Raw genomic sequence first — 25700 nt, 5'->3', positions numbered from 1 at the left:
TTAGTTTCATCTCTATAAAATAGGATATAATTAACAATCCCATTACTTTTATCGGTTAGCAGCTAACTAAATTGAACCCTTCATCAAAAAAAGGTGAATAATTACAGTTAAAGTTCTCCACGTAGTGACCTTACTACAAACAAATGCTCTTCTTTAGATAAGGTTTGTCCATCTTCAAGAATTACATCGTGTGCCGAGTGGCTAACCAGCTTTACATTATAAGCAATCAGCTGATCCTCTCTCCAAATCGTCACCGCCGACTGAAAATGAATGGCATTATCAAACTGTAACGGAACGCTCATTACATAACCGATAGCGTTCAGCTTCGCCGGATGGCGGCTTCTACGTTCACGCCCCGGAGGAAGCATGGTAATATGCGTAATATTTTCAAAAGGAATAGCAAGCATTTTCGGGCCTAAAATAACACACTTTCGTATATCATCCCATTTTTCAAGCGTGCCGCGCACCTTCTGGGTATGACCGTTGTTGCCGTGATATAAAATGACCTGACGTCCCTTCCACTGACGCATGTCCTCACCTCCAGTGCTAGCGGTTAGGAATCTCCCACCGAATAGGCTCCATTCCATGCTCCTGCAAAAATGCATTGGTACGCGAAAAAGGCTTGCTGCCAAAAAAGCCTCTGTGAGCCGCCAATGGACTTGGATGAACGGATTTCAGCACCAAATGCTTGCTGGTATTCACGAAGCTTGCTTTTTTCTGAGCATGGCTCCCCCACAAAATAAACACTGCTGGCTGCTCGCGTTCATTAATCGCTTCAATGACAGCATCCGTGAAACGTTCCCAACCTATTCCCTGGTGAGATTGCGGTTGTCCTTCACGCACGGTTAACACGTTGTTTAGCAGCAGCACACCTTGCTCAGCCCAAGGCACGAGGTATCCCTGATTCGGAATGGGAGTGCCGATATCATCGCGAAGCTCCTTGTATATATTTAGTAGAGATGGCGGTGTTCGCACACCAGGTCTAACAGAAAAGCTCAAACCGTGAGCTTGTCCCTCTCCATGATATGGATCCTGTCCCAATATAACCGCTTTGGTCAGATGAAATGGCGTTAATTTAAGTGCGGAAAACAAGTCTTCTTTTGGAGGATATACCTTATGTAACTTGTACTCTCGGGCTAACGTATACCTTAATTCATTAAAGTATGGCTTTTCGACCTCTTCTCGTAGTACATCATCCCAGTCATTTCCAAACATACCCCTGTCTCCTCTCAATATGTAGATCTGTGAAAACGGTAAGCTTTTTGATCCAAAAAAATAAGCTGAACTCCTCATCCGGAGCCAGCTTATTTATTCGTTACCTGTGTTATATGCCGAAGGACCAGGAAAATATCCTTACGGTAATCAGCTACCGCAGGTCTAAATTCGATTTCCTTATTATAACATTAACGATAATGATGTCAAGTAACTGAAAGCTTAATTCCCTCAGAAGAAAAGCTCTTTATTGCTGTATTTATTACGATTTTGTATGAGCATTCAGGTATTCCAATGCATTATATAACATAACAGCAGCTTCGGCACGTGTAATCTCGCTTTTTGGATGAAACTTTTCACTTGCATCCAAGGTATTGACCTTGTAGACTAGCGAGCGTTGAATGCTACCTTGGTAAGAAGGCTCCAGTTCGCTGTCATCCGCAATATTCGCAGGTGCGATTTTAATCATCGGAAGAGCGCCTGCTTTTTCCATGCCCTGAATCAGCATGTGGGTGAACTCTTCCTTAGTCAGGGTTTTTGAAGGAACGATATCTTTTGGAATCTCTACGCCATTATAATGCGCGTTGATAAAGGCTTCGGCATACCATGCAGTATCCTTAACATGGGTAAACAGTCCGCTGGCCTGTGGCGCCTTATTAAAATCAATAGCGGCCAAACTGAGCTGGAGTCCGCCGGAGATCAACTGAATGCCCTGGGCAGCGGTCACTTTAGATGACGGGAGAAACTGCGTGTCAGAGGCACCTTTGAGCAGACCCTGATCTTTAAGGGATATAATTTTTTCTTTGCCGCTTACGTTGTCCAAATCCTTGAATTGACGGTCTGCCGCAGACATTTGACCTCCAACGGAGAAGGACAAAATGGCTACAGTTGTAATGGCTGCAAATGCACTTTTTCTCATGTTCATGTCAAGTTCCACCTTGTAGTTGAATTAGGCCGCCTGGCCATTAACAACCTCTTTGACGTAGTTCAGGATGGAAAGGTTGCAAGCGATATCTAACAGAGATTTGAATGAAGATTGCCCGAACGCTCAATTCTTATCTTTCACGCCAATCACGATGACATCCCCCTCAAAATTATGCATATCAATAACCGTTACATTGCCCTGAAACGCTAACGAAGCTGCTGCAAATCGGCGGTATTCCAGGTCGATAATCGTAAAGTCATATTCTCTGAGATCGGCGTCTAGCTTCAGGACCGTGTTCACCGGCACATAAATAGCAATTTTTTCGAAGCCTCTGGTTGAGGCAACTCGAATCTCTTCCGTGTTTTTAAGTACTATGTTCCAAGGCTGCAAATCTACCAGTCCGTACATCTGGAACAGCCACTTCGCGAATCCATAATCCCACGCTCCCTCAAATTTAAGGGCAACCTGCCATTCATAGGGGCTATCAAAACCTTCCCCAGTAACTCCAAATCGTTTCCCTTTTTTGTGCCAGCTCCATATTCCATGTGCTCCGTAGGTTACGCCGGCTTCCGCACCGGACAAAAGACTTTGCCATGCAGCTTTACGCACGTCGGCACGGCCGAAACGACCGTATTCTCTCCGGCTGTATCCCATCATCTCGTAGCAAGGTTCCGAGTTTAGCACAGGCCGTGTTACCCGCTTGTTGTAGAAGTCCAACGCCAAGGTGTAGGCCTTGGACTGAAACTGCGAATTGTGACCTGATTGGTACATGTAAAAGTCCAAATTAGGATCGTTAATGAACTCATCCGGCAGATCCGCCAGTCTCCCCTGAATGTGGAGAGTAGTCAAGCACTCCGGACTATGTGTCTTCACAACGTGAAGTGTGGTGCGGTAATACTCGTTCGCTCGCTCTGACGGGAAGTCGGTATCCCCGCTCACAATATAGATAGGGTGATACTTTGAGAATCGGTCTGCCGCGTAACGCACATACGGTTCTACCGCCTCCAGAGGCATCTTTTTCTCATCACGAAGCTTGGCCGCCCATGTATCCGGGATATAATTGCACCAAAGCAAAACAAGCGCGGGTACAAATCCCTTGCTCACCGCCATCTCGACCATTGTCTCCGCCCTGTCAAAATAGTCTGGATTCAGCGAATAAAAATCGTAGCTCCCGTCCTCAATCCGTTCGAACGGTTCGTAATCCAAATCACTGCCGCTGGCATCCCACTGCCGCAGCAAATTGATTTGCAGAACATTAAACCCCTGGCTACTTCTGTAGTCAAGATAATCAGCCCATTCCTCCAGTGAGATGTTGGTAAATGCGCTCCAGACGGTATCCGCCAGATAGAAAAATGGAACTCCTTCATTGACAAAGTAACGTTTATTCTCCGCTATGCCAAGCTTTATCATACGGCATCCCCCTTATTGCTGTAATGACAGAAAACGGCGAACAGTTCGCCGCTTTCCCTTTTATTGCTCATTTATGAAGTAACGATACTAGCTTGGGCTCCAGCCGTTCCCTCCTGCTCTGACTTTTCCTGTGCTTCGCGTTCCCTGTTCAACGCTTGTTTATCAAGCGTTCTAAAGAACGGATAGTAAATCAGCATACAAACGGGAATGAGCAAAAGCTGTGCAACTGCAAGTCTCCAGCTCCCCTCAATAAAGCCCAGAGCAAAAATCGGAGTGCCAAATGCCGGGTAAATTCCGATGGGCGCAGGCAGCAAGCCCGCAGTTGTCGCAAAATAACCGAGGACGGCGCAGACGATAGGAGAACTGATAAACGGAATAGCCAGGAGCGGATTCAAAACAACTGGAATTCCGAAATTGAGTGGCTCGTGAATCGAGAAGAAAGTCCCCGGAAGGCCGAGCTTGCCAATCGTGCGTAATTGCTTGCTCTTGGCCAAGAAGACCAGCAGGAGAGCGAAGCCCAGCATCGGCGCATAGTTTGAGAAGATATACCAGAAAGCCAGCCCGATAATGTTCGGTAGCGGAGCTCCCGCCTGGAAAGCGTCGAGATTGGCAAGATCCAGGCTCATCCAGATCGGTTTGACGATGGCAAGCGTTACGATTGCACCGTGGATTCCGAACATCCAGAGCACCTGCATAATGATGAGGGCGACAATCATAGCCCCCAGTGATCCACCCAGTCCTTCCAGTGGCACTTGCAGATAGGTATAAATAAACTCATGGACCGTACCGAATGACGTATGCATGAATAGACCGGAAACGATAACGAATACCATAGCTACGAGTATCGCCGGAATTAATCCTGAGAATGTTTTGACAACGGTAGGCGGTACTCCTTCGGGCATTTTAATGGTCCAGTTGCGATCGACAATCCAGATATACAATCGGGAAGCGAGCAAGCCAACCAACATGGCGACAAACAAACCCTGCGCACCGAGCCACTGAAGTGGAAGCGCCCGGACTTTATCGAATGTTTGGATCGGCGTCAAAATAAGAAACGAGAGCAGTGCCGTTGCTGCGGGAACCAGTGGGTCCTTGTCAAAAGCTTGCGCCAGTCTGTAGGCAATGAAGAAGACTGCATAGAGGGCGACGATGCCAGTTGTCATCGTCGATCCTAATCCGATAATACCCTTGATGGGTGCGATGAGGTTCTGGTAAGGCTCCCAGGCAAGTGCGGAGAAAAGCGTCGAAAATGCTCCAATAATCAAAAAAGGAAGGGTGGACATCAGTCCATTTGATATAGCGCTCATATAGCGATTTTGCTGAATTTTCCCAGCGTATCTTTGCAATTTATGCGATAGTTTTTTTTCGTTAGCCATATTCCTTCAACTCCTGTTTTAGAGTTTCATCTGTTGAACAATAATCTAGAGAGCGCTTCCATTTGAGAAAATCATATTTTTGTACCAATGGAAGCTGTTCTTGCGAATCCGCCGCAATTGTCTCAGGTTGAACTCATCCCGGTCAACATAGACGAATCCGTAACGTTTGCTTACTCCCTGGTGGGTGCTGACCAGATCAATTGCGGACCAAGGACAATAACCAAACAGCTTCACCCCGTCCGTAATAGCCAGCTGGCATTGCTCGATATGCTTGCGTAAGTAATCGATGCGGTAATCATCTCTTACAACATCGCCCTCTTCCAAGGAATCAAAAGCCCCCAGTCCATTCTCGGTAATGATCAGCGGTAGCTGGTAGCGGTCATAGATCTTCCTAAGAGTAACACGCAGGCCTGCCGGATCAATTCCCCAGCCGAACTCCGTTCGCTCCAGATACTCATTTCCACTCCCAGCAAAAACACCCACTTCTCCAACTGAGATTTGCTGATCTCCCATCCCGCCTTTTTCTACCGAATTCTGGGTACTGGCTTTGACCGTTGCAGAGCTGTAATAATTAAAAGCGATAAAGTCTGGCTTCGCGGCGGCCAGAATGCTCATATCCCCTTCTTGAATCTCAGGCGTATAGCCTTTTTCCTCGAAGTAACTCCAGACCAGCGTATTGTAACGGCCAAACACCGCCATATCAAGGTATAACCAATTGCGGATTGCGTTGAAGTTATCAGCCGCCAGCACATCTTCCGGACGCGAAGACGCTGGATATACGCACGAGATGTTAGGGGCCGGTGCCACTTTAGCTTCAGGTAACATTTCTTTGCACAGAATCATCGCCCTGGCTTGAGCCAGAAGCATATGATGATTTTGCTGATACAATTCCTTTTTCGGATTCTTCAGGTTCGGGTCCAACGTTCCCAAAGCGGAACCGTGCAAAATCATCATGTTTTGTTCGTTAATAGTTAACCAATATTTCACCCGGTCCCCAAAGTGTTCGAACAATGTCTTCGCATACGTTTCAAATGCGTTGATTGTACTACGGTTCGACCATCCGCCTTCTTTTTCCAAAGCTGCCGGAAGATCAAAATGATACATGGTCACGATCGGTTCGATCCCGTATTTTAATAACTCATCAATTAAATGGTTGTAAAACTGTATGCCTTTCGGATTCAATTCCCCTGTTCCCTGCGGATAAATGCGGGTCCAGGCCACCGAGAAGCGATAAGCCTTAAAGCCCATTTCCGCCAGTAAGGCAATGTCTTCCTTATAGTGATGGTAATGATCGCTTGCCACCTTATAATCAGTGATCTCTTCCCGGGGTGGACGGGTGTCAATAACAGACGGCCCTTTTCCGTCCTCGTTCCATGCTCCTTCAAACTGATAGGACGAGGTCGATCCACCCCATAGAAAATTGGAATCAAACGCTTTCAATTTATGATATTTCATTTAACACCTCCAATGAAAAAGTGTTGATCTATATGTACAGACGATTATAGATTTAAGGCTTCGGCAAGTACTTTTTCACCATTCATCATGCCATAATCCATTCTGTCGATTACGCTTACCTTGATGCCTTTAGGCTCGTATTTGGTTTTAAAATCGTCTTCCAAGTAGCCAACCTGCGGTCCTATCAGCAATACGTCCGTTTTGTCCGCATACTCTTTAAAAGAGCTTTCGGAAGTAGCTCTGATTTCAACCTCAACATTTTGAGCCTGTGCAGCCTTCTGCATCTTTTGTACCAACATACTTGTAGACATTCCTGCTGCGCATACAAGCGTAATTTGTTTCATTGGTTATTCCTCCCCGATAATGGTGTGATGGATACTGTTGCTTCGTAACGGTTCAATCTGCTGTAAAGTTCCACGATATGTCTCGCCAGATCCTTGGTCGTAATGGCAGACATGAGATGGTCTTGTGCATGCACCATTAGCAGTGTCACTTCATGAGCTGTCCCACCCGCTTCCTGCTGGATCAGTCGCGTCTGCGATTTATGCGCTTGGACCAGCTCGTTCTTGCATTCTTCAAGACATTCTGCTGCCTGCTCCGCATTACCCTTCTCGGCAAAGCTGATAGCTTCCATAGCTTTACTCTTCGCAATACCCGAATTTGTTATAAGTCCCATTATGATTTCCTGATACTCATCCATTGAATTCACCTCATGCATTTCATCTCTTTAGCTTACAGATTCAGTGTATACGATTCTTGCCGACTTCTAAACGCAACCCTTTTCCACTAGAAGCGGAAATGCTTACAATGGAAAAAAATAGAGAAGCTCTGCACGATGCTTGTTCAAAATCCAAGCAGATGTCGTGCAGAGCTTTATTTTAATACAGTTTATGTTTGACAATAATTTGAGCAAAATCCCCGTAGGTTTTGCATTCCAGCATTTGCTGGATAATATCCGAGTCGTCGAGTAGTCCCATCAGATGCTTATACATTTTCGCCGGAGGCTCGTCGCCGTTTTTGTTAATACTGAGCAGGCAGACGAACTGCACGGGCTTGCCGGACCAATCTATGGGAGATTTCAGTGTACAGACCGCCCATACCGTCCGGTTGCTTTGCGGAATAATAGGATGAGGAATGGCTATCAGATTTCCGTAAGCCGTAGGAGCAGCATTTTCCCTTTCCATCACCAATCCGATGAATCCCTCGGAAGAGCGGATCAATCCGGAAGCATGCATTCTTTCTCCCAAAAAAGTAATAACCTCTTCTTTTGTAGTAAAGTTATGTCTCAGAAATACAAGCTCTTCCATAATGTAGCGGAAAGTAAATTCGTTTTCATCCGTCAGCAGCTCTTCAATCTTATCGATGTCACCGCCGCCAAGCAGAGTCTGAACTACCACGACCGGAACGGATAATGTCTGCGGGATTGGAACTGTGCTTACCACAAAATCAATGCCATGCAAAGGAACCTGCTGCAACTTGTAATACTCGGTCGTGCCAGCAACCTCAAGCCTTTCACCGAACTTGCTACGTAGCTTGTAATACAGCAAGCGGGCACTTCCAACACCCGAAGTGCATACGACAAGGCAGCGTTTAGGTCTGTTGTTCATCTGCTGCCTTTCCATGGCGGCCCCGATATGAATCGCCAAATAACCCATTTCTGTCTCTGGTATGGTCAAATTCAGTTTGCTCTCGATTAACTTGGCACCTATGACCCCCGCCTGAAAAGCCAAAGGATAATTATTCTTCACATGATCCAGCATCGGATTACGGATATTCATCCTATATTTTACGCGGTTTAGCGCCGATTTCAGATGAAGACATATGCCCATTAACAGTTCTTGATCCCGGCTGATATTCAGGTTAAAGCCCCTGTCAATTTCAGCCAGCATTTCTCTGCCAAGCTCATAAATTCCCCGATCCAAGAGCTTCTGAGGCCCTGTCTCTTCTGTCTGTTGCTCCGTAACTCCCTCAAACCACTTGTTCCCGGCCAGATGCATGGCGATATAAGCAACCTCATCCTCCGGAAAGGTCAAATCCATTTGCTTTTCAATGTGGCTAACAATATGTTCAGCGGCTCGAAATTCCTCGGTAGCCCGAAAATCTTCCCTTTCATCGGAAAGCATCGCGACCCGGTTCCCATCGCGAATACGCTTGCAAGCTATAGCGATATGAATGGACAGGTTGTTGAAGGCAACATCCGACAAAGTGACCCCGTGGTTCTGGATTTGCTCCAGAATAATACCTCGAATGAGTGTCATTTCCCAAGGGGTAACCATTCTCGATGCGGCCTCCACGCCCCCAGCCCTTTCTTCTTCAGAACGGTTGACGATGAATTCAGACATGCAGAAACGTAAGCGAACCTCGTCGCCCCTCAGCTTGACACCGTAATTCGGGCGCTTATCAATGCCGATTCCGTAAGCCTGTAGCATATGCTTAACCTCTTTGAAATCATTTTGTACGGTGGATTTGCTAATGTATAACTCATCCGCCAACTCTTCGAGCTTCAAATAATTTTCTGTAAGCAGGAGGCGCGAGATTAAATAACGCTGTCGGTATTCAGGAGAATTGGGATCATCCGGTTCGTTATACAGGAACAACTGCTGTAGGAGCGTACGAAAGCTGCGGTCGTCCGTGATTTTCAGTTCATACCCCCTTGAACGAACAGGCTGAATCGATGCTCCATGCTTGGCCAGAAATTCATCCAGTTCTCTGATATCGCTACGTACGGTACGTGAAGTAACCTGGATCAACTTTGCCAGATGCTCGCTGTTGACAGGAGTGTCCGCAGCCAGCAAATGCTGTAGAATCGAAACCATTCGCGTATTCATTCAAGGTGACCCCCCGTTCTTTTGTCAAAATCTATCCTCTACTCAGGCCTGCTCGGTTAGCTCGCCTTTAGGTACGAAAGTGGCAGGAGCAGCACAGGAATTGCGCTCTACAAATTTCGTATCCACTGTGATTTTTGCTGTAACCTGCGTTCCCTGCTCAATAGTATCGGTCAGGAGATCGACAGCCAGAACGGCCATTCTTTCTTTTTCTACATGAATGGTCGTTAGCTCCGGCGTAACAATGACCGATTCCGTAATGTTGTCAAAGCCGATAATTGAAGTATCCTGCGGCACCCGGATGCCAAGCTCGCTCATGGTCTTCATAGCGCTGATAGCAATATAGTCGCATTCGCAGAACCAGGCCGTCGGCAAAGTTTTCCCGCTCTCCAGATAAACGGTTAACTGCCGATTCAGATCCTCCTGCGAAGTAAGAATGGTTGGCGCTACAGCCAGCATTTGTGCCTCCGGAATCTTCAGCCCCCGTTCCATGAGTGCCGCCAAAAATCCGCGTTTACGTTCCTCAAAATTATGAATTCGTACATTTGAAGCAATATAACCGATTGAGGTATGACCCATGTCGCATAAATAAGCTCCTGCCTGATAAGCACCCATAACATTATTAATCTGGATAAATTGTACGGGAAGCGTATCAAAGCAGGTATCCAGCACAATCAGATTCGGCAGCTTGCCATGAATATCACTGATCTGCTCACGGGTCAGATTGGTTCCCAGAACAATGGTGCCTGCACTGCGTTTCTCCTCTGCAACCATCTGGATATCCCTCTGGAAAAATTCTACGTCGACCGTCGAGAAGATCAACGAATACCCTTTTTGTCGGCAACGTTCCTCAATAAACTGGATTAATTCTTTAAAAAATGGCTGTTGATAGTATTCCTCAAGGACAATGCCCGAATTTGTACACACGAGAAAAAGCAAGGACTTATCACTTCTTGAAGCCGTTATCGTCTTGCTTTTGGGACTGTATCCTGCCTCGTGGGCTACCTGGAGAATACGTTCACGCGTATCCGGGCCAATACCCGGCTTGCCGCTGAAGGCCAGTGAAACAGCTGATTTGGATACGTTGGCCAGCTTGGCAATGTCTTCCATTTTCATGCCCTAATTCTCCATTCTAAATAAGATGAACACAGCAGTGAAGTGAATAAATGAAGTTTACACCGATTTGAGATGCGATGCAATAATTAGCTGAATTTATTTATATTTGTTTAGTTATTTTTTTAGTTTTTATAACTAAATATCACTAAATAATTAATTGACACCGTTTTAATTCGATGTTACTATGGCCTCGACATAGAAATAGTCATTGAATTTAGTTTTTACAACTAAACTAATTTGATTTTGTTTAGTTTATTTATTCTATTTTGTTCAGCAAATGTTGTTTATTCAAGTACAGAGGAGACATGATCATGAAGAAATTAAAGTTGGGTTATGCTCCGACGCGCCGATTTACGTTCAGCGCCGACGATGCCTTTAAGTACAAAGTGGAAATTCGCAAGAAAATTGAGAGTTTAGGCATGGATATCGACATTGTAGACCTGGAGGGCCTTAATGAGGAAGGCTTGCTGTATGACGACCATATAAACGCGGATTTAATTGCAAAGCGATTCAAAGAAGAAGAAGTCGACGCTGTTTTTTTCCCACATTGCAACTTTGGTACAGAAGATACTGTAGCTCGTGTAGGCAAGGCGCTCGGCAAGCCTGTCCTGCTGTGGGGACCGCGGGATGAAGCGCCGCTTGCGGACGGCATGCGCCTTCGCGACACCCAATGCGGTATTTTCGCCACAGGTAAAGTGCTGCGAAGATTCAACGTTCCCTTCACCTATGTAACGAACAGTTGGGTGAATGATCCGGTTTTCGAAAGAGGCTTTACCAACTTTGTGGCGGCCGCCAACGTCGTGCGCCAATTCAAGAGCTTACGCATTCTCCAGATTGGCCCCCGCCCCGCTTCATTCTGGACGATGATGTGCAATGAAGGCGAACTGCTGGAACGCTTCGGCATTGAGATTCATCCCATTACCATTGTCGACATTCAGCTTAGAACCAAAAAAATCGCCTCCAGCAATAGCTCAGAGCTTCTGGAAACGATGGATTACATTAAAGAAAAACTCGATTACAGTGAAGTGACCGAAGATGATGTAAGACGGATAGCCGCTTTAAAGGTCGCCATGAAATCCTTCGCCCGTGAGACGGGAAGCAGCGCTATCGCAATTCAGTGCTGGTCCTCTTTGCAGGATGCCATATCTATTATGCCGTGTCTGGCCAATGCAATCCTGACTGACGAACAAATTCCGGTTACTTGTGAAACAGATATCCATGGAGCCATTACTTCCATTATGGTGCAGGCTGCCTCCATGAACACATTGCCAACCTTCTTCGCAGATATTACTGTTCGACATCCTGAGAATGATAACGGCGAACTTCTCTTCCACTGTGGCAATTTCCCGGTCTCGCTCTCCGTAGAGAACAAACCGAAGTTACGCAAACATTTTCTCTTCGACGACCATTCTCCCGGAACTCATGAAGGCGAAATCCGCGGTGGCGGTATGACCATTGCCCGATTTGACGGCGACCACGGTGAGTACTCCATGTTCCTCGGGCGTGCCCGGGGTATTGAAGGTCCTTATACCCGCGGCTCCTACGTATGGGTGGAAGTAAACGATTGGCCGCTGTGGGAGGAAAAACTCGTAAAAGGGCCTTACGTCCATCATTCCGTAGGTATCCACGCCAATGTGATCCCGGCCATTTATGAGGCCTGCAATTATATACCCGGCCTGACGCCTGATCCGGTCGATCCCACGGAACAGGAAATTCAAAGCTGGCTTAGAGGATCCGATCTCGCCCGTAATAAGCGCCCGAACCTTCACGTTTGAGACGTCTAAAGCGACAAAGCCCATCCCTATAATACCTATCTTGAGGAGGACATTATGGAAATCCAGGAACTGAAAGTAAAAGCCGCACAAATCCGCATGGACCTGCTAACCATCATTCACCGCGCCAAAACGGGACATACGGGGGGATCGCTGAGCAATACAGACATTTTAACGGCTTTATATTATGAAATCATGAACGTTGACCCTGCTAATCCAAAATGGGATGACCGTGATCGCTTTATCGCCAGCAAAGGGCATTCCGTAGAATCTCTATGGTGTATTCTGGCCGACCGGGGCTTTTTCCCAAAAGAAGAGCTGGAGACCTATAGCCAGTTCGGCACCCGACTCATTGGCCACCCGAACAACAAGGTTCCAGGGATTGAAATGAACACCGGGGCCCTCGGCCACGGCCTGCCCATTTCCGTAGGCATGGCACTAGCTGCCAAGCGGGATGACCGTCCTTACCGTGTATTTTGTTTAATGGGAGACGGCGAACAGGCCGAAGGCTCCAACTGGGAAGCCGCTATGGCAGGCTCTCATTATAAGCTGGATAACCTGATCGGCATTATCGACCGCAACCGACTCCAGATCAGCGGTGCTACCGAAGAAGTCATGGGACTGGAGCCGCTGGAAGAGAAGTGGACTGCCTTCGGCTGGAACGTCGTCTCTATCAACGGCAACAATATGGAAGAATTGCTTAAGGCATTCAGGTCCGCCCCTGAAGTAGCCGGAAAGCCAACGTTAATTATGGCCAATACCACCAAGGGCAAAGGCGTATCGTTCGCCGAAAATGTCCCGGCATGGCATCACCATGTGCCTAATGATAAAGAGTTTGAGCTGGCTCTCACAGAGCTAAAGGCAACGATCGAAGAATTGACGCAGAAAGGGCAGGTGCATTAAGCATGAATAAAATTCCTAATCGCCAAGTAATCTGTGACACACTGCTGGAGTTGGCCAAAGACGACCGTGATATCATGGTACTGGCCAGCGATTCGCGCGGTTCTGCTGCAATGGCTCCCTTTGCCAATACGTTCCCGGAGCAGTTCGTCGAGGTCGGCATTGCCGAACAGAATATCGTAGGCATGTCTGCAGGCCTGGCCCACAGCGGTAAAAAACCGTTTGTGACTTCACCAGCCTGCTTCCTCAGTATGCGCAGTATTGAACAAGTCAAAGTTGACGTTGCTTATTCACGGACAAATGTGAAGCTCATCGGCATTAGCGGAGGGGTCAGCTACGGGGCGCTTGGCATGTCACACCACTCCGTGCAAGATATCGCAGTAGCCCGGGCAATTCCGGGACTGGCGATTGTCCTGCCTGCTGATCGTCACGAAACGAAGAAACTGACTGAAGCACTTGTAAAATATGACGGCGGCGTATACGTGCGAATCGGGCGTAATCCCGTTGAGGACGTTTACGAAACCGATGATTACCCATTCGAAATAGGCAAAGCTATAACTGTGAGAGAAGGCAACGACGTTACAATTATTGGTGTCGGTGAAACCGTGCGAATCGCACTCGATGCCGCCAAGGCACTCAACGACGAAGGCATATCCGCCCGGGTAATCAACATGCATACAATCAAGCCGCTGGATGAAGAGGCGATCATTACCGCTGCACGTGAAACTGGACGCATCATTACCGTTGAGGAACATAGCATTTACGGCGGTCTCGGCGCAGCCGTGGCAGAAGTTGTTGTGCAGAATCACCCGGTTCCTATGAGAGTGCTCGGCATCCCGGATGAGCCGGCGATTGCCGGTAAATCGGCGGAAGTTTTCCACCACTACGGCATTACGGGTGACAATATCAAACAAATTGCATTCGAATTGATTAATAAGTAGAGGGCGAAGCATATGGAGCACAATCAACAATATATATTGGCCATCGACCAGAGTACTTCAGGCACCAAAGCACTCCTTGTAGACCATCAGGGTACAGTAATCGCCCGCAGCGGGATGGAGCATAAGCAATATTACCCCCATCCCGGCTGGGTAGAGCATGATCCGCTCGAAATTTATGAAAATGTCAAAATAACGGCCCGCAGCGTATTGGAGCAAGCCTGCGTCCACCCGTCCGCACTAGCTGCGCTGACAATCACCAATCAACGCGAAACGGCATTGGTGTGGGATAAGACGACTGGTCAGCCAATATATAATGCTGTTGTCTGGCAATGCCAACGTACGGCGGACCTGTGCGCCGAGCTGAAGCAAGCTGGCCACGAAAGAACCATCCACGCCAAAACAGGGCTTATGCTTGACCCTTATTTCTCCGCTGCCAAGTTCAAATGGATCATTGAACATGCGGAAGGAGCTGCCAACCTGCTGGCTGAAGGGAGGCTACTTGCAGGGAACATGGACAGTTGGCTGGTCTGGAAGCTTACCGGCGGTAAAAACCATACAACCGACTTTACAAATGCCAGCCGTACATCGCTGTTCAATATCCACACGCTGGAGTGGGATGAAGAGCTTGCCCAGCTGTTCTCCGTTCCTTCTTCCCTGCTGCCTGAGGTTAAACCATCCGACGCTATTTTCGGATATACGGCAGATTGCGACCTTTTCAATGAGAAAATACCGATTTCGGGCGTCATTGGGGATTCACAAGGGGCATTGTATGGGCATCTGTGTTTCAAGCCCGGAACAGCCAAAGCAACCTTTGGCACGGGTACCTCTGTATTAATGAACGTAGGGAATCATCCGGTGGATGGCGGTGACGGACTTGTAACCGCTATCGCCTGGGGGGCCGGCGGAACTGTTACGTATGCGCTTGAAGCCATCATCCGGACAACAGGCGACAGCATCAAATGGACGCAGGACAACTTAGGACTGTTCTCTACCTTTGAGGAAATGCAGCGCTTAGTCGAAAGCGTTCCTGCAAACGATGGCGTCTATCTTGTGCCTGCCTTTGTCGGAATGGGCGCTCCCTATTGGAATCCCTACGCCCGGGCGGCAATTATCGGTATGAACCGTGGAACTGGCAAAGGACACATCGTCCGGGCTGCGCTGGAGAGCATCGCTTACCAAGTACGGGACGCTATAGAGTTTATTCAGGAACAGTCCGGGATTGAGTTGGTCGGCCTGCGCACGGACGGCGGGGCTTCCTCCAACACTTGGCTGATGCAATTTCAGGCCGATATTCTGGGCAACCTTGTGACCCGATCCACATGTGCCGAGCTGTCGGCCATGGGTTCGGTCTATCTCGGTGGGCTCGGCACAGGCTTTTGGTCCGATCCAGAGCAAATCGCTTCCAATCTTAAAATGTATGAAGCATACGAACCAAAGATGGATGAGGCTACCAGAGAGAAATATTATACTGGCTGGCAGCGGGCTGTTCAGTCTGTATTGCAACAACAGCATGAATCTCCCGTTTTATAAATAATCTCTGTACTCCACTCCTCATATCTCCCCAATACAAACCAAACAAAAAGGGCCCTTGCTTTTACAAAGGCCCTTTTATTAAGTTACTCACTCGAACGATATAACTGACCCAACGCTTTTACAAACTCACGGGCTGCCGGGGTCGCTTCATCAAAAGAATGCGCGATAATTCCGATATCCCGCGAAATTTGGGGAATGATCTCTTTAACGATTAGTGTATGGGACACCGAGGAAAGCGTAAACTTCGATATAATGCCAATGCCCAACTTTTTTTGGACCATATGGACTAAGGTTTCAGCCGTTTGGACCGTGAGACTCTCCTGGAAAGGAATTTGCTGCTCATGCAAGGTGTTTAATACAGCAGATTCATGTCCTCCTTTACAGAAGATAAGGTCGTTCCTGTTCTGTTCCAGAGAAACCTCATGTTCTGCTTGCAATGGATGATTCTCCGGCATGATAGCAACCATGGAATCGTGTTCAAGAATATGGACGTCATAATGATCGAAAGGAGAAGCTACTATTCCAATTTCAACAGTGCGATCCTCCACCCATTGTTTAATTTGATTCGAGTTTCCTTCCATCAGTTCAATGGTGACATCGGGGTATTGGGAGCGGAATAAGCAGATCGCTTCTGGAAGCAAGTTCGTAGAGGCTGCCGGGAAGGAGCCTATTTTTACTTTACCGCGTAAAAGCTTATTCTCCTGACACGCAAGCTGAACCATTTTATCTTCGATTTCCTTCATTTGTCTGGCCAGACTCAGCATTTCTTTTCCCACTTCGGTCAGTGCGAGTCCATTCTGCTTGTCGCGAATAAACAATTTCACTGCAAAGTATTTTCAAATTGGATCAAAGCCTTGCTAACCGCAGGCTGGGAAATAAACAGCGCTTTGGAAGCCTCCGTCATATTCATTTTCTCCGCAACCTTCATAAACACTTCAAGATGATTCATATTCACAGACATACACCCGTTATAACCATACGGTTATTCCCTCCATGAAATAATAGTACTTCAGTTATATCAAAATATACCTTTAACTGTCGTTTTAATTTGGGTGCTAGCGTATAATATTCTTTACACCTATATCGCTCCCTATCTAAATCAAGCTGGACTGGCTTCCCAAACAGATGTGTTGCTGCTTATTTTTGGAATAACTTCGGTTGCCGGAATCGGGTTGATCGGTGTATTCATTGACCGCTGGCTGCGTCTACTGGTACTTGTGAGTACCTTCGGCTTCGCTATCGCATCTTTGGCGCTGGGAATCGGAAGTCACCAACCTGCTGTTGTCTATTTAACTGTTGCCTTGTGAGAGCGCGGATGTGGCACAGTCTATGCTTGTAACCGCTTGGAATTTGGCCATTGGTGGAGGCGGTTTGCTTGGCGGAATTCTTCTGGAGACACTTGGAAGCAGCTCTTTCCCGTGGGCGTTACTGATTCTTATGCTACTTGCCTTCATAGTTTCGTGGCGTGCTAAGAATCACGAGTTCTCCCCCAAGAAATAGACCTATTGCCCTATAAAAACATTGACGGTTAGATGGCTGAGAATCACATCCACACTTGGCAAGAAGCTCAACGAATATGTAGATCAGGTTATAAAGAACCTTCCTGTCCATCTAACTTCATGGATTGGAAGGTTCTTTTATCAGAAGTCATAGAAGTTCTAAGATCCTTTTAATATAATACCTTCTCCAGACAGCGTGCCAACTCATCATCGGGAAGGGGCTTGCGATGCGTATTCTCCAGGTAGATATATTTCTCTGTTTCTGGCATTAAATATTGTTTGGACCACAGGAACATATCCGGACTGTCTCCCTGAAGACGAAGAAATCTCCGCACAGTGTCCGCATGAGAAATAGTGTTATCTAGATTGGTTAACCAATCTGCCCGGTAGAAATGCTCCCATCTTCCAGTTCCTGCGAGCGACAACGCTTCTTTACCCATCCGGTAGCTCCAAACAGCATGAGAAGCTTGTATAAATGCTCTTGGGTAATCTTTTTCAAGGAACAGCCCATAAGCGCTACATAAGCTTGCCAGTCCACGTGAACCACTCAGATGCAGTTCAATCTGCACAAGCAGTTGATTATACAGCCTGCGACATTCATCTTCAGACAACTGCTTCATGATTCGTAGACACCGCTCTCGTAGTTCAACCCAATCCGGGATTGCCGACTCGGCTTTTTCCTTGAACCAGCGTACCTGTTCAGGAAAAGGCCTTTCTCCAGTAGCCCAGTACAGCCGTTCATCACTGCTTTCTTTGCCTTGTAGCCAATACCCCATAATTTGCCGAGCCGGATGGTGATAGAATTCCTCCCCTGCTCGATCATCCTTATGCGGGCCATAAACGATAGTGCAACGGGAATAATCCCGGTATAATTGGGAAATCTCTTGAAGCTGACTACTGTACAGCCGTCCGATAAAATCAGTAAGCTGCTCTTCGGCATCCACGTTACCATTCGTCCATAAATTTGCTACTAAATCCAGCGTATATACATGCGGCAAAATATTACCTGAATTGACCAGCAGGTACTCGTCCGCCCCTGTAGTAAACGCTGATGTTAATTCCTCTACAATCAAGCTGGCTGAGGAGGGAAATTGGGTAAGATGGTTCGACGCTTGCAAGTCGTGGAAGGTCACATGGTAATATACTCCATTCTTGCCCCCATCCTGCGCCTCAGGCAATGCTGGTACACGATAATTAAGATTCCCATGGCGCCGAGATACCATTTTACCGTAACCATTGTCCGCCCATATTTTGATCACCCCTTTGGGTACCTTAATATGCCCCTGCTTGTATAACTCGGCAATCTCACCATACATCGCCATACAGCACACGGGCTGCTCCACAAATTCACAGATCATATTGTACTGCTTGCGAACCACATACGAGATTAATTGTCCGCGTTTGTCCGGCGTATTAAAGGAAGGATCATCTTCCCAAAAAGGCTTGTCACCCTGCCCGCGAAAAGATAGTACCCATACAATTTTCTCTTCCTTCTGCCGTTCAATCGCTACCTGCCACAGCTGTTCAAACAACTCGGGATGCTCTCTGTAGCTAGCTTGTTTACCCGGAAAGGCGCGCAAAAACATCTCCGCCCCCAACGGTTCAGCATGATGATGTGTGATCCATAAGCCCATGTCTGCTGCAAGCTTATGATGGATACCTGTGCGTGGTAAATCGGTTCCGGGAATCACCATATTTCCACCGCAGCGCAGTAACGCTTCAAAAACGGGCTGCCACACCTGCTCCGTCGGTGGATAATCATCCTTCCAGCCAATCAAGCATACCTCATCATTGACAAACCATCCCCGATATCGGACCTTGGACGGTATACTGTCAACATTCAGACTCGGCAAAACGATGGTATCCCGCTTAGGAGGGAGAAGCTCCGCCCAGAACCAGAACGGCTCCACACCCAGAACGAAACGGCTGTAATGAAGCAGTCCATAAATGATTCCCAATTCATCACGGCCGATAATTTGGAGTACCGTTCCCTTGCTACCAGCAACAAAACGCAGACAATAGCCCTCTGGCCAATGCGGGCAGCTATCTCCTTCCTGCGCATAACGGATAATGATCGAGGGCTCTACTTCTGTTTGCAATGGCTCGCGGCCAAACACTTGCTTATGATCTCGCGCAATCATGTTCCAAGCGTGGGCAATTGGCACACTTTCATCGGTTTGAAGATTGTATCCGCTTTCAGATGAAATAGTTAGAGGTTCACAGGCTTTCATTTATTGTCATCTCCTATTTTTTTCAACTATGAGGATTCTTCTTGTCTTTATTTTATAGGTTGGCAACATACATATAAAGCTGTTCCAACGTAAATATAGCTTTTTTCGGTAAATCACTTGAGAGTTGAAGCTTAATTCGAGAAAGAAAAAAGTAAGGAACAGGAGAGAAATAAGAAAGACTTGATTGCTACACTAAAAATGTTCCAAAAAACAGACTGCCCTTAAAGATTCAAGTGCAGCAAAAAGGAGACTTGATATGAAATTGAAAAAACGATTTGCCTCTTTGTTCCTGTTGGCATTGATGGCATTTATCCCGGTCCAGGCATATGCTTCTGGGTCCGTTCCAACCACGCCCTCTGGAATTCCGATTTCCGAAATCGAAAACAGAACAGATCAAATTATGAAAAAATATATAGGAACAGCGATTCCTGGTGCTGCGGTTTCCATAGTAAAGGACGGGAAAATTGTTTTTTCAAAAGGTTACGGATACTCAAACATCGAGAAACAAACACCCATGAGTACGAAAACAACCTATATGGAGGCCGGTTCAGTATCGAAATTGTTCACCTGGACGGCAGTAATGCAACTGGTTGAGCAGGGAAAGCTGGATTTGAATACGGACATCCGCACATACTTGCCTGACGGCTTTCTCAAGCTTTCTTTTGATAAGCCTATTACCCTGAAATCACTGATGAGCCACACGGCAGGTTTTGAGGAGCACCTGGAAAAACTTTTGGTTCATGATCCTGCTGATCTTAGGTCTCTCAAGGAGCATATCGCACCCAGAAATCAGCCTGAACAGATTTATGAGCCTGGAACAGTGATTGCTTATTCCAACTATGGGACCAACCTGGCCGGTTATATTATAGAACGTGTATCCGGAATGCCTTTTGAAACCTATATTCAGAAACATATATTTGAGCCTCTAGACATGAAACATTCTTACTTTACACAACGATATGATCTTATCCCGGAGGTTATCGAACATAAAGCAACAGGCTACTCCAAGAAGGATGGAAACTGGGTGGCAAAGCCCAATGTTTTCTTTAATGATGTGCCGGCGGGTGCGTTAAACATTACTTCGGAGGACATGGCTCATTTTATGCTTGCTCATCTGAACATGGAGCATTCCTTAAAATATTCGCTATTCAACAAGAATGAAACCCTGCGAGAAATGCATGAGGCTTCATATACCCACTATCCCGAGCTTCCGGGGAATGCCCATGGCTTTTGGGAACGGTTCGCGGGAGATTATCGTGTTATCGAGCACGGTGGAAATACAGATTCATTCTCCTCTCTGGTCTCTATCGTGCCGGATCAAAACTTTGGGATCAGCATCCTGACCAATGTGGAAAATGAAATGTCCGGTGCAAGAAGCGAACTCATTGACCTGTTTGTTGGGGATTCCCACGCTACTCCGCAAGCGGATAGCACGTTGAAGCATAGCGCGGATGTGGCGGGAAAATACCGTTCTGCTCGTGCAGTATCATCTGGTATATTGAAGCTTATACCCGTATTATCCAATGCGGAAGAAGTGGTCACAGCCAACGGCAATGGCGGAATCACTCTGAGTATTCCATCCATGAATATTCATGTTGATTATGTAGAAACCAAACCCTATTTTTTTGAACGTGTGACTCCCGGGAGCACTTCTTATGATTACGCGGGCTTAAACATCAGTCGTCTTTTTTTCTTAACCAATGCCGATGGTAAAGTGACGCAATTGTCATATGGAGTGATCGATGACCAATTGCCGATATCCTTCCTGCAAACATCCATTTTCAGTTATATTCTAGTGGGGGCATGCGGCATTTGGTTTGCGCTTGGGTTTGTTTTTGGTATTACAGGGTGGCTGCGGAAGCTCAAGGACGCAAGAAAGCAGAAGAATACTTCGCGGCTTCCCTTCCCTGACAGTGTAACCGTAATACCATTGCTGGGTCTGCTTGTGATCGTCAATCTCATTGCTTCCAGCATCCAATTGATAGGCGACCCCTTTCAGCCTATGTCCAATTTCAATTTGAATATTATCTTTTTCTGGGTACTTGGGCTTGCCTTTGTACCGGCTGCCTATCTTGCTGTAAGAAAATGCAATATTTCCAAAACAACATTGTTAAGAAAGGTATACATCGCGACGCTGATTCTTTCGTTTCTAGCTATTTCGATTTTCCTGTATTCCTATAATTTCTACTTTTTGGCATAGCTCCACTTGATAAGCCTGCCATACCTTCTAGTATACCGATGAAGATTGTCATCGTGAACAACCCCAATCTGAGCTAAATAAAAAAACTCTCCTCTGCATCTAGCAGGGAGAGTTTTTAACACACTCAATGAGATTCAAATACGTGCCGATTTCAGCCTTTGCTTTCAGTATGTTGTTGAATCTGTTTATTCTGTTTCTGGCTGAGTATTTACCAATTTTATATGAACATCTCTCAATTGTTTCTCAGTAACCTCCGAAGGTGCTCCCATTAATAGATCCTGCGCTTTGCTATTCATTGGAAAAGCAATAACCTCTCGGATATTCGATTCATTTGCAATGATCATAACAATCCTATCAATTCCAGGTGCTATACCTGCATGAGGCGGCGGCCCAAATTGAAAAGCATTAAAGAGTGCAGGAAATTTACTCTTGATATCTCCATATGTATAACCTGCAATCTCAAAGGCTTTTACCATAATCTCCGTATCATGGTTACGGACAGCACCCGAGGACAGTTCAATCCCATTACATACAATATCATATTGGTACGCTAGGATATCAAGAGGATTCATATTCAGCAGCGCATCCATACCACCTTGTGGCATCGAAAAAGGATTATGACTAAACCCAATTTTATGAGTATCAGGATCCAATTCAAACATAGGAAAATCAACTATCCAGCAAAATTTATATATATCCTTTTCCAGCAAATCCAGTCTTTTTCCTAATTGATTTCTGACAGCACCGGCTATTTTTTCGACATTTTTAAGTTGGTCAGCAGCAAAAAACAGTGCATATCCTGAACTAGCTTGCGTAACATGTATTAATTCGTTTTTCACCTCTTCAGAGATGAATTTTGCAATAGAGCCACTAAGAGACATATCATCGTTGAACTTAATCCATGAGAGGCCTTTCGCTCCAGCCTCAATAGCAAAGTTTACTATATCGTCATAAAAGCTTCTTGGCTGTGCTCCACAACCAGGAACAGCAATAACTCTTATCGTTTTATTTTTAAATACTTTAAAATCAGTCTCTGTAAACAGCTCTGTAACATCATGGATAATTAATGGATTTCTTAAATCAGGTTTATCGCTCCCGTATTTGAGCATGGCTTCTTGATATGGAATCCTGGTAAAAGGCTTTGAGATTTTAAAATTTGTAAATTCAGAGAAAACTTCATATAGCATATTTTCAACTACATTAAAGACATCTTCCTGTGTTGCAAAAGCCATTTCCAAATCCAGCTGATAAAACTCGCCGGGTGATCTGTCTGCCCTTGCATCCTCATCTCTAAAGCACGGAGCAATTTGAAAATATTTATCAAAGCCCGAAACCATTAATAATTGTTTAAATTGTTGTGGTGCTTGAGGCAAGGCATAAAATTGGCCTGGATGCACTCTACTAGGAACTAAATAGTCTCTGGCGCCCTCTGGAGATGAACTTGTCAGGATAGGTGTCTGGATCTCTAAAAAATTCAAATCGATCATCTTTCTTCTGATACTTTGAATTACTTTAGAACGAAGTATAATATTATTGTGTATTTTTTCATTCCGTAGATCCAAGAAACGATACTTTAATCTTAAATCTTCCCGAGCTTCATTTGCTAAAGATACTTCAAAAGGTAATGGATTCACTACCTTCCCTAAAACTTCTATCTCATTAGCAGCTAACTCGATATGCCCGGTTTTCATAGTGGGACTAATCGTATTTTCAGATCTGTTACATACAGTGCCTGTAACAGAAATGGTTGACTCCCTGCTGATCTTTGATACAAAATCTTTCAATTCGTTATTATCAGAAACAACAATCTGCGTTACTCCATAATGATCCCTAAGGTCAATAAAAATAACCCCGCCATGGTCACGCATATTTTTTATCCATCCTGCAATTCTCACTACTTCGCCGACATGTTTTTGATCCAATTCTCCACAGTTATGAGTCCTATAACTATGCATGAAAAACCCCACTTTCTTTTATCCCTATCATCTTAATGATTTCTATTTTTCTCCACACATATACTCACATTATCGTTAAAGCTTTATACCTCTCATTCAGGTATTCCGCAGTTTCAACCATTATTTTTTGTCCTATTTCATCAACATGCCTGTTCTTCCAATTCTCAAAGACTGTTCCCTTGACCCATTGGTTAAAAGCGCCAAGGGCTGGTCCGCAGTGTACTTGATAATCAACCTTACTGTGTTTGTCTCCATTCATTGCAAGTCGTGTAGAATAAGTAAAGTACCATCTAAATATCAACGCCATCTTACGTTTAGGAATTCTTTCAGCTTTTTCAATGATCTCAGCCGGGTAATAAGCTTTAATATCTTCATATACTTGTTCAATACTCTTCTTAAAATATTTTTCTTCGATATATTTTTTGGTTCCGCTATCAATTTCATCTATGGAGTTATAATTACGGTAAAGATCATATAATTTATTCGCCCTGGCCGGGAAAAAAACTCCTTTTTTCATAACCTGAATTTTCGCTCCCATTTCAAACATATCCCCTGCGGGAGCGTAGTCTGTATCCTGTATATTTAACTGCTGGAGCAAATCCTTTACATCATCACTTGTCCCTGCTTCAACCGTACATTGGTTGATTGAGCCTGTCATGATAAAATCCGCACCCAGTATAAACGCTGCCGCAGCAGCTTGTGGAGTCCCTATCCCCCCGGCTGCCCCTACCCTTATACTTTTATTGTATTTATACTTAAGTAACGCTTCATCCCTCATTTTAAGCATTAACGGAACCAGTACATATGCAACAGCATGATCAGTATGCCCGCCTGAATCAGCCTCGACACACAGATCGTCTACCATAGGAATTTCCATCGCCATCCGGGCCTCATCCCGGCTTATCCTATTTTCCTCAAGCAGTTTATTTACGATATTCTGAGGCGCAGGACTCAAGAATGCCTCCACAACCTCGGGTCTTGATACTTTCGCTATAATCCTGTTCTGCGGTGTTACGATCCCCTTTTCATTTCGTTTCAAACCTTTCAATCTGTACCTTACCAAAGAAGGCGTTATACTCATAAAAGCAGAGGCTTCAATAGTTCTAACACCGTATTTTATGTACAAATCAACGATGTTATTTTCTATTTCCAGGTGATCGGGAACATGAATAAGATTCATTCCATAGGCTTCGCCTTGGTTCAATTCTTGCTGAATATACTTTATAGCTTCCTCAAGGGCCCCAATCTTGACTCCCCCTGCCCCAAAGAATCCCATCATTCCTGCCTTACCTGCTTTTACGACCATCTCTTTTGAAGATATTCCCTTATACATCGAACCCATAAGATACGCGTATTTAAGTCCATAATATTTTTTGAATTCGCTATGACCAAGAGACTCCGCCGTAAATCGTTGGCCGGATATACTATTCTTCGACTTTACTTCCTGTACCTGCTCGCTACGTTCCTCATCCTCCCTCACAATCAGCGGTTCTGCGTCTCGTTGTATTGCGTTAACCAACCCTGTTATGACTTTTCCAGGCCCAACCTGTATGAACTGGGTTACATTTTTACCCATTAGATATCTTATACTTTCCGACCATTTGACTGGACTTACGATCTGGTTGATCAGCGTACTCCTTACATCTTGCTGCCTGTAGGGTCTGGCATAGATATTTGAAATGACTGGTATTTTCAATTTTGAGAATTCGAACTGTGACGCATAGGCCTCAAATCTCTGTCTGGCATCTTCCAAATACCTGGAGTGAAATGCTCCACTTACATTTAAAATCACATAGTTTGTGGCTCCTGCATCCTCAAAAATTGGCTGCGCCTGCTCAATCATGTCCTTCGGTCCTGAGATGACAATCTGGCTTGGCGAATTAAAATTAGCAACATCAATCTCCCTTAAATTATTTTTCTCGATAACTTCTCTAAATACTTCCTCGTTCAAGCCTATGACCGCTGCCATACCACCACCAGTAGCCTTGACCATCAGTTCTCCTCTTTTTTTAACCAGCTTCAAGCCCGTTTCAAAGTCAAATGCCTCTGCGGCAAATAAGGCATTGTATTCACCTAGGCTATGTCCTGCAACATAATCGGGTTTTCTTCCAGTCTCTTTTAATTTATTAAGATAACTCAAAGCGTTTACGACAAATAGCGCCGGTTGGGTAAAATCCGTTTGTCCTAGTTGATTGGCAGGATCTTCAAGACACAGTTTCTTAATAGAATAACCAAGAATAGCATCCGCTTTTGCAACCAATTCCTGAAATTCGTCAAATAGTCCTACTCCCATGCCTTTGGCTTGAGCCCCTTGTCCAGGGAACAGATATGCGATCATTTGTGTCCTCCT

20 protein-coding genes and 1 pseudogene are annotated in these 25700 nt (G+C 45.6%); 7 read left to right on the top strand and 14 right to left on the bottom strand.

Going from position 1 to position 25700, the window contains the following annotated elements:
- Window positions 1-107: 107 nt before the first annotated feature.
- The 10 genes from MKX59_RS10490 to MKX59_RS10445 form a co-directional block, all read right to left on the bottom strand.
- The gene (locus MKX59_RS10490) at window positions 108-530 is read right to left on the bottom strand and encodes a hypothetical protein (protein WP_023989366.1); all 423 of its coding nucleotides are present in this window, start codon (window positions 528-530) and stop codon (window positions 108-110) included.
- Between the two features lie 16 nt (window positions 531-546).
- Window positions 547-1215 (bottom strand): uracil-DNA glycosylase, encoded by a 669-nt coding sequence (locus tag MKX59_RS10485; protein WP_013310967.1) that lies wholly within the window; start codon window positions 1213-1215, stop codon window positions 547-549.
- A 259-nt stretch (window positions 1216-1474) separates the two neighbouring features.
- Window positions 1475-2137 carry an S-layer homology domain-containing protein gene (locus tag MKX59_RS10480; RefSeq protein ID WP_025718398.1) on the bottom strand — a complete coding sequence of 221 codons (663 nt, stop codon included), beginning with the start codon at window positions 2135-2137 and terminating at the stop codon, window positions 1475-1477.
- Between the two features lie 123 nt (window positions 2138-2260).
- Window positions 2261-3547, bottom strand: a complete 1287-nt coding sequence (locus MKX59_RS10475) for an apiosidase-like domain-containing protein (protein WP_340858414.1) — start codon at window positions 3545-3547, stop codon at window positions 2261-2263.
- A gap of 71 nt (window positions 3548-3618) precedes the next feature.
- Window positions 3619-4923, bottom strand: coding sequence for a PTS sugar transporter subunit IIC (locus tag MKX59_RS10470; protein ID WP_053325740.1), 1305 nt, complete (start codon window positions 4921-4923; stop codon window positions 3619-3621).
- Between the two features lie 45 nt (window positions 4924-4968).
- Complete coding sequence (locus MKX59_RS10465; protein WP_076159405.1) at window positions 4969-6378, bottom strand: glycoside hydrolase family 1 protein; 1410 nt, start codon at window positions 6376-6378, stop codon at window positions 4969-4971.
- 44 nt (window positions 6379-6422) lie between these two features.
- Window positions 6423-6722 (bottom strand): PTS sugar transporter subunit IIB, encoded by a 300-nt coding sequence (locus MKX59_RS10460; RefSeq protein ID WP_023989371.1) that lies wholly within the window; start codon window positions 6720-6722, stop codon window positions 6423-6425.
- Complete coding sequence (locus MKX59_RS10455) at window positions 6719-7078, bottom strand: PTS lactose/cellobiose transporter subunit IIA (protein WP_023989372.1); 360 nt, start codon at window positions 7076-7078, stop codon at window positions 6719-6721. The genes MKX59_RS10460 and MKX59_RS10455 overlap by 4 nt, the downstream gene beginning before the upstream one ends.
- 178 nt (window positions 7079-7256) lie before the next feature.
- Window positions 7257-9206: a BglG family transcription antiterminator gene (locus MKX59_RS10450; RefSeq protein ID WP_028540520.1), complete on the bottom strand. Its 1950-nt coding sequence runs from the start codon at window positions 9204-9206 to the stop codon at window positions 7257-7259.
- 42 nt (window positions 9207-9248) lie between these two features.
- Window positions 9249-10319, bottom strand: coding sequence for a LacI family DNA-binding transcriptional regulator (locus MKX59_RS10445; RefSeq protein ID WP_023989374.1), 1071 nt, complete (start codon window positions 10317-10319; stop codon window positions 9249-9251).
- A gap of 311 nt (window positions 10320-10630) precedes the next feature.
- Between MKX59_RS10445 and MKX59_RS10440 the strand changes: the two genes are divergently transcribed.
- The 4 genes from MKX59_RS10440 to glpK are packed head-to-tail and all read left to right on the top strand — an operon-like array spanning window position 10631 to window position 15462.
- A complete protein-coding gene (locus tag MKX59_RS10440) occupies window positions 10631-12094 on the top strand; it encodes an L-fucose/L-arabinose isomerase family protein (RefSeq protein ID WP_068941454.1) in 1464 nt (487 codons plus the stop codon).
- 54 nt (window positions 12095-12148) lie between these two features.
- Window positions 12149-12994: a transketolase gene (locus MKX59_RS10435; RefSeq protein ID WP_025718384.1), complete on the top strand. Its 846-nt coding sequence runs from the start codon at window positions 12149-12151 to the stop codon at window positions 12992-12994.
- 2 nt (window positions 12995-12996) lie between these two features.
- Window positions 12997-13932 (top strand): transketolase family protein, encoded by a 936-nt coding sequence (locus MKX59_RS10430; protein WP_076264801.1) that lies wholly within the window; start codon window positions 12997-12999, stop codon window positions 13930-13932.
- A 12-nt stretch (window positions 13933-13944) separates the two neighbouring features.
- Window positions 13945-15462, top strand: coding sequence for a glycerol kinase GlpK (glpK, locus tag MKX59_RS10425; RefSeq protein ID WP_076264800.1), 1518 nt, complete (start codon window positions 13945-13947; stop codon window positions 15460-15462).
- A gap of 86 nt (window positions 15463-15548) precedes the next feature.
- Here glpK and MKX59_RS10420 read toward each other — a convergent pair.
- Window positions 15549-16426 (bottom strand): annotated as a pseudogene (locus MKX59_RS10420) (LysR family transcriptional regulator).
- 91 nt (window positions 16427-16517) lie between these two features.
- On the opposite strand from MKX59_RS10420, the gene MKX59_RS10415 reads away from it, so the two are divergent.
- The gene (locus MKX59_RS10415; RefSeq protein WP_076264799.1) at window positions 16518-16772 is read left to right on the top strand and encodes an MFS transporter; all 255 of its coding nucleotides are present in this window, start codon (window positions 16518-16520) and stop codon (window positions 16770-16772) included.
- Between the two features lie 10 nt (window positions 16773-16782).
- Window positions 16783-16965 carry a hypothetical protein gene (locus tag MKX59_RS10410; protein WP_175405281.1) on the top strand — a complete coding sequence of 61 codons (183 nt, stop codon included), beginning with the start codon at window positions 16783-16785 and terminating at the stop codon, window positions 16963-16965.
- A gap of 169 nt (window positions 16966-17134) precedes the next feature.
- Here MKX59_RS10410 and MKX59_RS10405 read toward each other — a convergent pair whose 3' ends face one another.
- A complete protein-coding gene (locus MKX59_RS10405) occupies window positions 17135-19195 on the bottom strand; it encodes a glycosyl hydrolase 115 family protein (RefSeq protein WP_081391167.1) in 2061 nt (686 codons plus the stop codon).
- Window positions 19196-19451: 256 nt separating this feature from the next.
- Here MKX59_RS10405 and MKX59_RS10400 point away from each other — a divergent pair, with 256 nt between their 5' ends.
- Complete coding sequence (locus tag MKX59_RS10400; protein WP_071558499.1) at window positions 19452-21395, top strand: serine hydrolase domain-containing protein; 1944 nt, start codon at window positions 19452-19454, stop codon at window positions 21393-21395.
- A 185-nt stretch (window positions 21396-21580) separates the two neighbouring features.
- Here the strand turns inward: MKX59_RS10400 and aspS are convergent, their stop codons facing one another.
- Both aspS and fabD read right to left on the bottom strand, forming a co-directional pair.
- Window positions 21581-23350, bottom strand: coding sequence for an aspartate--tRNA ligase (gene aspS, locus MKX59_RS10395; protein ID WP_069080030.1), 1770 nt, complete (start codon window positions 23348-23350; stop codon window positions 21581-21583).
- Window positions 23351-23414: 64 nt separating this feature from the next.
- Window positions 23415-25688: an ACP S-malonyltransferase gene (gene fabD / locus MKX59_RS10390; protein WP_023989384.1), complete on the bottom strand. Its 2274-nt coding sequence runs from the start codon at window positions 25686-25688 to the stop codon at window positions 23415-23417.
- Window positions 25689-25700 lie beyond the last annotated feature (12 nt).

The organism is Paenibacillus sp. FSL R7-0340 (assembly GCF_038002205.1).
GTDB lineage: Bacteria > Bacillota > Bacilli > Paenibacillales > Paenibacillaceae > Paenibacillus > Paenibacillus polymyxa_B.
This window is presented reverse-complemented; position numbering and strand designations above follow the sequence as displayed.

Coding starts and splice junctions, on each gene's coding strand:
- fabD (WP_023989384.1), bottom strand. CDS start 25,688: ATGATCGCATATCTGTTCCCTGGACAAGGGGCTCAAGCCAAAGGCATG.
- aspS (WP_069080030.1), bottom strand. CDS start 23,350: ATGCATAGTTATAGGACTCATAACTGTGGAGAATTGGATCAAAAACAT.
- MKX59_RS10485 (WP_013310967.1), bottom strand. CDS start 1,215: ATGTTTGGAAATGACTGGGATGATGTACTACGAGAAGAGGTCGAAAAG.
- MKX59_RS10450 (WP_028540520.1), bottom strand. CDS start 9,206: ATGAATACGCGAATGGTTTCGATTCTACAGCATTTGCTGGCTGCGGAC.
- MKX59_RS10470 (WP_053325740.1), bottom strand. CDS start 4,923: ATGGCTAACGAAAAAAAACTATCGCATAAATTGCAAAGATACGCTGGG.
- MKX59_RS10475 (WP_340858414.1), bottom strand. CDS start 3,547: ATGATAAAGCTTGGCATAGCGGAGAATAAACGTTACTTTGTCAATGAA.
- glpK (WP_076264800.1), top strand. CDS start 13,945: ATGGAGCACAATCAACAATATATATTGGCCATCGACCAGAGTACTTCA.
- MKX59_RS10405 (WP_081391167.1), bottom strand. CDS start 19,195: ATGAAAGCCTGTGAACCTCTAACTATTTCATCTGAAAGCGGATACAAT.
- MKX59_RS10455 (WP_023989372.1), bottom strand. CDS start 7,078: ATGGATGAGTATCAGGAAATCATAATGGGACTTATAACAAATTCGGGT.
- MKX59_RS10435 (WP_025718384.1), top strand. CDS start 12,149: ATGGAAATCCAGGAACTGAAAGTAAAAGCCGCACAAATCCGCATGGAC.
- MKX59_RS10445 (WP_023989374.1), bottom strand. CDS start 10,319: ATGAAAATGGAAGACATTGCCAAGCTGGCCAACGTATCCAAATCAGCT.
- MKX59_RS10490 (WP_023989366.1), bottom strand. CDS start 530: ATGCGTCAGTGGAAGGGACGTCAGGTCATTTTATATCACGGCAACAAC.
- MKX59_RS10400 (WP_071558499.1), top strand. CDS start 19,452: ATGAAATTGAAAAAACGATTTGCCTCTTTGTTCCTGTTGGCATTGATG.
- MKX59_RS10430 (WP_076264801.1), top strand. CDS start 12,997: ATGAATAAAATTCCTAATCGCCAAGTAATCTGTGACACACTGCTGGAG.
- MKX59_RS10480 (WP_025718398.1), bottom strand. CDS start 2,137: ATGAACATGAGAAAAAGTGCATTTGCAGCCATTACAACTGTAGCCATT.
- MKX59_RS10460 (WP_023989371.1), bottom strand. CDS start 6,722: ATGAAACAAATTACGCTTGTATGCGCAGCAGGAATGTCTACAAGTATG.
- MKX59_RS10465 (WP_076159405.1), bottom strand. CDS start 6,378: ATGAAATATCATAAATTGAAAGCGTTTGATTCCAATTTTCTATGGGGT.
- MKX59_RS10440 (WP_068941454.1), top strand. CDS start 10,631: ATGAAGAAATTAAAGTTGGGTTATGCTCCGACGCGCCGATTTACGTTC.